Annotated in this window: 10 protein-coding genes; 4 read left to right on the forward strand and 6 right to left on the reverse strand. The window is 69.9% G+C overall.

Annotated elements, in window-relative coordinates; translation table 11 throughout:
• Positions 1–143: 143 nt before the first annotated feature.
• The 3 genes from K304_RS0120270 (at position 144) to K304_RS34165 (ending at position 1,892) form a co-directional block, all read left to right on the forward strand.
• On the forward strand, positions 144–731 hold the full coding sequence (locus K304_RS0120270) for a sigma-70 family RNA polymerase sigma factor (protein ID WP_051308660.1): 588 nt from the start codon (positions 144–146) through the stop codon (positions 729–731).
• A gap of 22 nt (positions 732–753) precedes the next feature.
• Entirely contained in the window at positions 754–1,554 is an 801-nt protein-coding gene (locus K304_RS31810) for a hypothetical protein (protein ID WP_158687384.1), read from the forward strand.
• Positions 1,555–1,766: 212 nt separating this feature from the next.
• Positions 1,767–1,892 carry a hypothetical protein gene (locus tag K304_RS34165; protein WP_486591755.1) on the forward strand — a complete coding sequence of 42 codons (126 nt, stop codon included), beginning with the start codon at positions 1,767–1,769 and terminating at the stop codon, positions 1,890–1,892.
• A gap of 412 nt (positions 1,893–2,304) precedes the next feature.
• On the opposite strand, the gene K304_RS0120285 is transcribed toward K304_RS34165, so the two are convergent.
• From K304_RS0120285 to K304_RS33465, 5 genes are all read right to left on the reverse strand, one after another.
• Entirely contained in the window at positions 2,305–2,835 is a 531-nt protein-coding gene (locus tag K304_RS0120285) for a hypothetical protein (protein ID WP_027765225.1), read from the reverse strand.
• A gap of 43 nt (positions 2,836–2,878) precedes the next feature.
• Positions 2,879–3,412: a hypothetical protein gene (locus tag K304_RS0120290; RefSeq protein ID WP_027765226.1), complete on the reverse strand. Its 534-nt coding sequence runs from the start codon at positions 3,410–3,412 to the stop codon at positions 2,879–2,881.
• Positions 3,409–4,347 carry a DUF6192 family protein gene (locus K304_RS0120295; protein WP_037791297.1) on the reverse strand — a complete coding sequence of 313 codons (939 nt, stop codon included), beginning with the start codon at positions 4,345–4,347 and terminating at the stop codon, positions 3,409–3,411. Before K304_RS0120295 ends, K304_RS0120290 begins: the two co-directional genes overlap by 4 nt.
• A 288-nt stretch (positions 4,348–4,635) precedes the next feature.
• On the reverse strand, positions 4,636–5,508 hold the full coding sequence (locus K304_RS31815) for a hypothetical protein (RefSeq protein WP_051308662.1): 873 nt from the start codon (positions 5,506–5,508) through the stop codon (positions 4,636–4,638).
• Between the two features lie 115 nt (positions 5,509–5,623).
• A complete protein-coding gene (locus K304_RS33465) occupies positions 5,624–5,779 on the reverse strand; it encodes a hypothetical protein (protein ID WP_158687385.1) in 156 nt (51 codons plus the stop codon).
• A gap of 413 nt (positions 5,780–6,192) precedes the next feature.
• Between K304_RS33465 and K304_RS33470 the strand changes: the two genes are divergently transcribed.
• Positions 6,193–6,990: a hypothetical protein gene (locus K304_RS33470; RefSeq protein WP_158687386.1), complete on the forward strand. Its 798-nt coding sequence runs from the start codon at positions 6,193–6,195 to the stop codon at positions 6,988–6,990.
• A gap of 116 nt (positions 6,991–7,106) precedes the next feature.
• Here the strand turns inward: K304_RS33470 and K304_RS0120315 are convergent.
• The coding region (locus tag K304_RS0120315; protein ID WP_027765229.1) for a pentapeptide repeat-containing protein at positions 7,107–8,467 on the reverse strand (1,361 nt) is incomplete at its 5' end.

An 8,467-nucleotide genomic window follows, 5' to 3' on the forward strand; every position in this document is an offset into this window, starting at 1 on the left:
CCCCCCGCACCGGAGCCGGCAACCCAGCCGCAGCACGACCGCGATCCCAGGGGCATAGCGGGACTCCCCACCCGGCAGCAGCACTCCAGCCGGCCCACTCCCGCGCTCCCCGCCATCCCGCGCAGCGCCCGGGAGGTCCTGGCATGACCGAGAACGACAAGAAGGACCCGAGGACGACCCGGCGCACCGAGGCCCGCGAGACCCGCATCCCGCTGGAGTTCCAGGCCTTCCACCAACGGTTCTACCGGCCCTACCGCCGCTACGCCGAACTCCTCCTCGGGGACGAGGAGATCGCCAAGCAGGTCGTGCACCGCGTCTTCTACAGCCTCCTGGTGGGCTGGAAGCGGCTGATGGAAGAGGCCAATCCGCGCGAGAGCGCCTGGGGACACCTGAAGGAGGCCGTCGACGACTACCTCGTCAGCCAGGACCGCGAACCCGCCATCACCGAGACGGCGGCGTTCTACTACCGGTTCAGGGAGCAGATGGACGATCTCCGGGACAGGTTCGCCGCCCTGGAGACCGGCCTCGGCCTCTACGCCGCCATCTCCAAGCTGCCTCCCCGCCAGCTGGACGTGGTGGTCCTCCACTACGTCTTCGCCTTCAGCCGCGCCCGCACCGCCGACATCCTGGGAGTCGAGGAAGCCACCGTCCGCTCCCACCTGACCTATGCCCGCCGCCGGCTCGCCGACGAGCTGGGCATCGACCTCGACACCGACCGAACAGACAACTGAGAGGGACACCCGCACCATGCCCGTGCCGCGCACCTTGGACGACGTCCTCAACGACGCCTGCGCCTTGCCCGCCGATGACCCGGACGAAGAGAAGGAGCTGAAGGCCTCCCGCGAGCGGCTCGCGGAGGACTACTTCGACGCGGTGCAGCGCGGCACCGCCCAGGGCGGCTTCCCCCACCCCGCGCTCGGCCCGGCCCCGCTCAATGCAGCGGGGCCGGACCGGGCCGGCCCCGTCGCCCGCCGCGAGCGCGCCGCCCGCGACCTGCGCGCCCTCTCCTCTCTCGCCATCCGCACCCCCGACGCCGCCACCCACATCACCCGCCTGGCCACCAGAGAGATCGACGCCGACAACGCCCTGGTCTTCGCCTGCCTCCTCCACCTGGCCGACCGGGACGACCAGGCCGAGTTCTTCTGGCAGTTCGCCGCCGGAGCCGGCAAGACCGCCTCGGCCGAGTGCCTCTCACTGCTCCACACCGTCCGGGGAGAACTTCGCGCCGCCCGTCACTGGGCAGAACAGGCCGCCGACCTGGACGATCCCGAGACCCCACGGCACCAGGACCGCGACCACGAGGACGTCACCACACGGGTTCGGCGCGAACCACGCCTGCTGTACTCGCTGAACCTCCTGAAGGTCTGGCGCCTGCTGCGGGGGGAGGACAGCGAAACGCTCACCATGAGCGCCTTCCACGCCTGCGCGGGAACCCTCTCCCGAGCCCTGACCTCGGCCATCCAGCGACTTGGCACCGAGCCGGGCGAGGCCGTGTTACTGACCTGGCCGGACCGGAACGTGGCCGCTCAGCTGCAGGGGTGCGCCGCCAGGTGACCGCTGTCCGCCCGGCGGCCCCGCGCAGCCGCCGGGCGGACAGCCCAAGAGGAGGGCTGGAGAGAGGACGTGACGTGCGGTTCGTACTCCGAAGGCGCATACGCGGCCGTACCATGAACTCCGGTACCACCTCTCTTCCCTGATACCTCGTCGGCCGTACCGGCCGGCGGGCGCCCGCCGCGGCGGGCTGGACCGAAGAGGAAGGAGTACCGATGGAGGAGAAGCCGACGCCGAAGCGACCGGAACACCGGTGGACGCCTGCCGAACGATGGCAGGTCGGACTCGCCGGAGTGAGCGTCGCGGTGGCCGTCTTATTCGGGGTGATCTCGCTCTGGTAATCGGGCGGTCATCACGAGTCCGGAAGGCTCGGTCTCTCGCGCATAAGCGACGAGTCCGACCGCGACACACTCGGCCGGACTCGAAGCAGTAGCGCAGGGCCCTGCTCGGGGGCCACGACCCCCCGGGTTCGGGCCCTTCGTGCGCTCCCAGGAATCCCTCGGCATCTGCAACTCCGCTGGCTGACCAGCGAAAACGCGTCTCCAAGCGTCCCTGTACGCATTCCAGAGTACAGCCTTAACAGACGCCTAACCCCCGATGCTGCCGAGATAGGTCACAACGCACACAACCCCGATCCTGTACTTCTAAAGAGTGACAGGAACGGGTGCGACTCCGGGCCCCATGACGCAGCTTCCAACACCGCCCCCGACAGGGCGCAGCGCCTTCCGGACGCTGACGCCGTGCCGGTGCCGCTCAGGGGCTGCGGGGCGGGGTGTTGAGGTATTCGTGGGCTCGGTGGGTGAACTGGGCCGCTGAGGTGAGGGCGCGTTCTGCCTGCGCGGGGTTCGGTGTGTGGGTGCTGGTGAAGCGGTGGGCGCTGAGGAGGTTGGCGGCGGCCATGGTGGCGTCTGCTGCGGCGTCGAGGAGGTCGGGGTCGCGGTCGGCGTAGGTGGTGATCTCCGTCGCGGTGCGGATCAGCCGGAGTGTGAGGAGGCGCAGGAGGAGGTCTTCCTCAGCGGGGCCGGTGGCGCCGGTGGCCGTCAGGGACCGGTAGCCGGTGAGCAGGTTGGTCAGGCCGGTGGGGGGTTCTTCGGCCGGGTCGGCGCGCACGGCCGCGTCGAGTTCCGCCTTCGCGAGCATCGCTCCCAGCAGCAGTGGGGCGTCGCTCGGCGGGAGCCGGGCCGCTCGCCGCGCCGGATCGAGTGTTGGGGCGGCGTTCAGCTGCTCCAGCGCCCGGTACAGCGCGGCGGGGCTGGAGGGGCCGGCTCGCTTCCTGGCGGCCACCGCTCACCGCGCGGCCTGGTTCACACCACGACGCCAAGGGGTGTCACCGGCGGGTGGAGCTGCCCGCGGCCTGCGCGCGGCGGCGGCGTCGCTTGGACTTGACCGGCTTGGGCAGCGTCAGACTCGAGGTCCGCATCCGTTCGGAGACCCGCAGCATGTGCCCGATGTCGTCCTGATACATCGCCAGCACCTCGTGCTGCAGCACCTCCTCACCCAGGGGGTTGATCCAGCCGCTCAGCAGCCGCCGCAGCTCGGTGTCGATGCGCCGCAGCCGCCAGGTCACGTTCTCCGCGATCTTCGCCGGGTCGGTGGTGATCATGTACCCGCCGCGGTAGGCGAGGAAGGCCTTCCCCTTCTCCAGGGTGACGTGGTCGCGGATGTAGCCCTTGAGCCGCTCGAACTGCGAGTCGGTGGCGTGGATGCGGTCGGTCACCTGCTCCTTGGCGACCAGGACGTCCTCCCCGGCGTCCTCGAACAGATTCCACGCCAGCTCCGCAAGATGCTGCGTGGGCACCGGCGCGGTCCGCTCCAGCTGCTTCCCGGGCCCGCGCCCGGCCCGGGTCTTCGGCGGAGTCATGACAGGTCATCGCCTTCTTCGAGAATGCGGACCAGGCCCTCGTCCATCGTGGTGTCACCTGTGTCGAGGACCGTGTCGCACCAGTCCAGCGCGGCCCTGATCCGCCGGTTGTTGTCCTTGACCGCCCGCACCTCCCGCTCGGTGAACTCCCCCACGTGCAGACGCGGAATCTGCTCCTGGAGCTCCACCAGGAAGCCCGTCCCAACCCCCAGCAGCTCCAGCACTTCACTCGAGGCACGCGTGTAATCCACGGCCGGCTCCCGCCGCCGCACCTCCGCCTCGACCTCCCCCTCCCCGTCGTCCGGGGGGCCCGCGTACGCCGCCGCCCGCCGCGCGTCCCGCGCCTGCTGCCGCTGCTCATGATGCGCCCGGTACAAGATCCGCTGGTTGCTCGCCTCACCCATCACATGGTGGGCGACCTCAGGCCGGCGGATGAGCTCCTGGACCGCCTCGGCGGCGCTCTCGTCCTGGTCCAGCAGCACCCGCACCCGGTCCAGCTTCTCCTCCTTCGTCAACGGCCTGTGCGGAAGCCGCCCCGCCTGCCGCAACGCCATGTCCTCCGTCCACCGCTCCGCCCCTTCCGGCGGTGTCTTGATCAGCTCGAAGCGGTCCTCCAGCGCGTCCAGCGCCCTGTGGATGGACCACGAGACGCCCGGAGCCCGGTGTTCCTCGGGCCAGGCAACGCAGACGTGGCGGTAGCCGATCAGCGTGTGCACGTTGATGCCGATCTGGTCCGCGAACCTGTCCAGGACCACGAAGACACCGTGATTGCCATCGCGACGGTGTGTCCGCACCATCCGCAAGGTCAGGTCCCCGAGCTTGAACTGGATCCGCGTCTCCTCCTCGACCAGTTGCCGGCCCTCCTTCAAGTACCGGGCCCACTGCCGGTCGGTGTACCGCTTCGGGAAGGGGCTGACGATCTTCTTCCTCGGCATGATGCTCCACCTGCCGTCCAGCACCCCGAGAAGCTTCTGCGAAGAAACCGCAGGTCGGGCGTTGCGGAGGCCAACGCCTCCCGCGCGATCCGCAGCTCCCCGCTTCTCCCTCAAGTGTGCATCTGCGAACTTTCTAGGGCAAGGGGGATCAACTTCTCTGATGTTGATCCCCCGCTGGTGGGAGGTCTGCTCACCGTGGTGCGGGCCTGGGTGTGGTTCGCATGCAGAAACTCAAGCGCGCGGAAGCGGGTCCCCGCACTCTGCGGGGGTGCCGGCTCGTGGGGTCGGCTAGGGGGTGGTGGCCCGCTCGGCCTGCCGGCACAGTTCGCTGATGGCCGCGACGAGGGCGGGCTGGTCGCTGAGGTCGGCGGCCTCGGGGACGGCGGCGTGAGCGATCAGGCCAAGCATCTGATGCACGAGCTTGTCGATGTCGGGGTGCGACCGTCCCGTCCCGGCCGGGCCGGCCTCCGGTAGGGCGGCGGCCCGGCGGGCCTGGAGGTCGGTGTCCGCGGCGACGGTCTCGCGCAGCCGGACAGGCCAGCGCTGAGGCTCCTTGTCCGGGGCCGGTTTCCCGTTGCGTACGGCGTTCTCGATGGCCTGCTGGTACGCCTGCCGGGCGTGGATGGAGTCGTCGGCCCGCTGCTGAAGGTCCTCCACTTCCAGCAGCCACTGCGCGAGCCGGCGGATGTCCGGGGCGTGCTGGGCGGCCCACTGCCGCTCGGAGCGCCGGGCCCGCATGTCGCGTTCGGACTCGACGCGCTCGTGCTGGGTCAGGGTGCGGCCGTGGGCGTTGTCGGTGCTGCTGCGCAGCTGCAGGAAGCGGCGCTCGGCCGACTGGCGGCTGCGGACCTCCAAAGCGTCGGCCAGCCGCGCCCAGGTCACCTTCCGGCGGCGGGCGGCGCCGATGAGGCGGAACTCGTCCTCGAGGAGCTTGTCGCGCAGGGTGCGGATGACCAGCAGGCCGGCGAGGAGGTCGGTTTCGCCCAGCAGGCTGTCGGGAGCGTCGCGTTCGACGGACTGGAGGATCTCGTCGTACCGCTTGGCGACGTCGCCCAGGGCGTTCGTCGGGGTCAGGACACCGGGCACGTTGGCGAGCTCCCCGGCCCATCCCTCCGGGGTCTGAGGGGTGAACAGGTGGTTCCAGGCGTGCGCGCGGTCCACTTCCGCTGCGGGCTTTCCGGATGTCGCGTATCGGACGACGTTATTCGTCGTCCGATACGCGACGCTGTATGGCTGGGGCATGGAAATCTCCATCAAAGAATTGCGGCGCGTGCGGCTATTTTTCGATGCTCTGCGCAGCGGACTTGCGGGCCCGCCGGCGCCGCCAGGCCGCACGGGCCGCAGTGAACGCGGCCGCCGTGGCGGCGACGAGCAGTCCGCCGAGGTACTCGGCTCCGGCATCCTGAAGAACGGAAGGAAACATGCTGGTCACGCACGCTATGGGCAAGCGTGCGTCGTACTCCTCACGACAACTCGACGGTGGCTTAGGTGCCGCACGCCCCGGGCCCTTGGGCGACGGAAGGCGCTGGCCGCTTCCGCTCACGGCGACGCAGTCCTGGAATGCGCCGCGAATACACGGCGTCCTCGTCGGAGGCCAGGGCTTTGTCCTACAGGCATTCTTCAACGCCGTTCGTAGTGCTAACGACCATCCAGCGAATTCGCCACCGTTCGCCAGGGCAAGCCACCGACGAGAAGAAGTCTCGAAAGGTGCAAAATGCGCAAGAGGGTGTTCAGCCTGCCTCGAACGTTGCAGCGCGCGGACCGAACTCGCTCTGCAGATCGGCGGCTTGAGCGTCGCGCCTCCCGCCGAGCCGCTGCTCGCGAGAGCTGTGGCAAGGTGCTGACATGCCGGTCCCGATCCCTCCCGAGCCCGCGTACGAAGCCCTCCGCCGCGCGGCGACCGCAGCAGCGCGCGCGCTGTCCGAGAAGCCCTCCGCGTCCTCTCTTCACGCCGCGGCAGCCAACCTGTCTGCATCCCAGCGAGCGCGCACTGCTGCACTGGACGCAGCAGCGGCAGCTGCACGCGAGAACTGGTCGGCACGGCTCGTAGATGCGTTCGCCGTCACCGACGAAGTCCGCCGGGCGGCGACACAGCGATGGGCCCAAGAGGTCCTCCGTCCACCTGCCGTGCACCGCGAGACGACCCGCCGATGGATGGACCAGGCCATTCGGCCCGATGACGCCACTTCTACCCTCGGCCTTGCCTTCGACACGCCCCGCCTGACGCAGCTGCTGGGAGGCGTGGACGGGTGGCGGCGACTCAACGAGCAGACCCGCGAAAATGCGGCGCGGCTGCTGGAAGACGCCTTCGAGGAAGCCTCCGCAGGACAGACCGAAGAGGCACCCGAGGACCTGGTGGCCGGCCTTGAGGAGACCGTGCACGACTTCACGACGACCGAGGCTGGCTTCTTGCCGCCGGCAGTGCGGCGTGCGGCGTTCATCTACTTCGTGGCAGCCCTGGTACTCCTGACCCTCATGACGGCGTCCTTCACCGACGAAGTCACCGACGCTGTCCTGGGCAAGGCAGCCGACGCGATGCCCTTCGCCATCATCGCCATGGGCGCGGCAGGCACAGCATGGGACCGCTACGCGCGCCACTCAGATGACGATGACGATGAAGACGACACGGACGGAACCGCCTGACGGACCGACGCCGCAGGCTACGAACGACCCCGCAGCTGCGCCCAGCCCAGCCGCCACGGGCGGCTGGGGCCGCGGGTTGCGGACTCCGATCGTTGGGAGCGAGGACGGCGGACACGTCAGCGCTTGACCCGGCCGCGGATGGCGAGGACGGCCAGGGCGAGCAGGATGGGGGCGGTGAAGCGGAAGGTCAGCTCGGCGCCGGTGCCGACGGTGGTCAAATCCTTCCCGGAAGACCGGAACAGCCCCGACTCCAGCGTCACGTGCACCGCCTTACCGAACCGCTCACCGGTGACCCGGTCAGCGAGTGGTCCGTCCGGCTTCACTGGGTCGGGGGTGTCGGTGACCAGCGTGACGCTCTGCCCGGGGCCGGCCTGGCGGCCGGTGGTCGTCGGCTTCGGCGTCTCCTGGGGCAGCCCCCACAGCACCATGACCGTCACGGTGGCCGCCAAGGCCACCAGCAGCCACGCGATCGCGCGGGAAGCACGCAACCCGTAGCCGGAGACGGCCCAGTACGCCGCCAGCAGCGCCCGCTCCGCCCGAGGGGTGTCCTCGTCGTGGCGGCGCATCTCCATCTCGCCGTAGTAGAAGTCCGCCGCACCGGGCTCGTTCTTGCCGTCCTCGAAAGCCTTCCGCAACTGCCGGTACGTCGGCGCCAACGCCGCCGGCCCCAGCACCACCTCCCCCGCAGGCGCGGGCGTCCACCCCCGGGCGCCGGAAGGCCGAGCCGCCCGCCAGTGCTGCTCCTCGGGCAGGGTGCGGCGCGGGGTCCAGCGACGCACCAGCCGCCACCGCCGCTGTTCGGAAGGCGGGGTGGGCAGGGGGCAGCGTCCCTCCAACCGCAGCTGGTCGAGATGGATGGTGCCGGCGAAGCGGCAGTCGGTGAGGTCGACATCGGTGAGCACCAGATGGGCGGCGTCCACCCCCCGCAGGGAGAGCACCTGCACGGGCCGGTGGGTCAGTGCGGGCTCGGCCACCTCGGCGCCGTTGCCATCGGTGAAGGGGCGGGTGTGAGTGGCGACGGACACCGGAAACTCCATGACCGCGTCGGAGAGGTCTACAGCGGCGTGCCGCAACCGCAGCGCGGCAGTAGAGGCCCATCGAGTCCGCCGACAGCACAGAGTGGCGGCCGCGGCCTCCATGGTCACCGCAGTCTCGAAGACCGCCCCCGACAGATCCAGCTCCCCAGCACACACCAGCGGCCCCACCACCGCAGTCTGGCCGAACGCCACTCCCTTAAGTCTCGCGTCGCGGCCGAAAGCCACGCGTGTCAAGTCGACGTCGCCGAAGGTCGCACCGGTGAACAACGCGTGATTGCCGAAGGCCGCCAAGGCGAAACGAGCGCGTTCGCCGAATGTCGCCCTGTAGAAGTTAGCGTGGTTGCCGAAGGTCACGCTGCCGAGGTTGGCGTGGTCGCCGAAGGTCACGCTGTCGAAGTGGGCGTGGTTGCCGAAGGTCGCCTCGCCGAGGTTGGCGTGGT

The sequence above is a fragment of the Streptomyces sp. CNS606 genome, assembly GCF_000426325.1.